The sequence below is a fragment of the Pseudoalteromonas sp. HM-SA03 genome (assembly GCF_002289345.1).
Taxonomy (GTDB): domain Bacteria; phylum Pseudomonadota; class Gammaproteobacteria; order Enterobacterales; family Alteromonadaceae; genus Pseudoalteromonas.
This window is the reverse complement of the sequence record NZ_NSDG01000195.1, coordinates 1-1,002: the sequence shown is the minus strand read 5'-3', so window position 1 is coordinate 1,002 and position 1,002 is coordinate 1. Positions and strand designations below refer to the sequence as shown.

Sequence of the window (1,002 nt, the reverse complement as noted above, 5' to 3'; positions counted from 1 at the left end):
TGTGGTGGTGATGGACACCCAACAGGTAATGGTGGGTATCAATGCGAGGACTGTAAAAGGTTTTGGGTTTAGCGTTACCGCTTTTTCAGGAAACGACATTTGTTGTTGGCTCATTGAAATCTTGTCTATTTGAATCTGAGAAGTTTTCTTGAGAATCTTTTTTTAGTACGCTCATTTCCTCAAATCGAAAAGTAAGGACACGATTTTGCCAAAATCTCCTATCACACCAGACCTAAGTGAGAAGCCAAATATTGAAAAGTGGTTAAATATCAATAATAACACTTGGGGGAACTTGAAATCGTTGCTTGCATATTTTGAACGGTTCCAAGATAAGCGTGTCACACATGGTTGGGTCGATCAGAAGAACTCACCTATTTATCGATTCGGAGGGTTTTCAGATCCAAATCGATTGACAATTTATTGCTATGCGGACAGGTGTGTCGTACGTATTTATATTGAACAAGAGCAATTACCTGATGGATTTTTAGGGATCGGAAAGCGGACTCAGCGTGGTTTTAAGAATCAGATTGTTTTTGGCAATGATGATAACAATGCAGAATCTTATAAACAGTTAAAGCTGGTACTCGACCACTGTGATTTTACAGCTTTTCAGGCAGATTTTGATGAGGCAACACCGCCAGCGATAAGTATAAACAAACAAGTCTATTCTTTTTATGCATCAATAGCGAAGGCTAGAGAAGCATCAATAATCCATTGGAAAGAAAAGGAGCTTGAAAGAAAGTTTGTGTTGTGGCTGAAACATCAAGCGTTTTCGAAATGTTTAATATCAGAACAGCAGCGGTCTATTGATTATTGTGGCCAAAAAATTAAACCTGACATTATGTTATTCAATAGTGACAACACACTAAATAGCATTGTTGAAGTCAAGCACTTGAAAACGTCTAAAGAAGATATCAAACATGCAATTGGTCAGCTATTGATGTACTCCTTACATGGAGAAGTTAGGTGTATGTCTATTTGGATCGTCGGTAATGAAGCACC

1 protein-coding gene is annotated in these 1,002 nt (G+C 38.1%); it reads left to right on the top strand.

All coding sequences use genetic code 11. The features are described from left to right. Nucleotides 1-205 precede the first annotated feature (205 nt). On the top strand, nucleotides 206-1,002 hold a 797-nt coding region (locus tag CKO50_RS23285; protein ID WP_141240188.1), incomplete at its 3' end, for a hypothetical protein.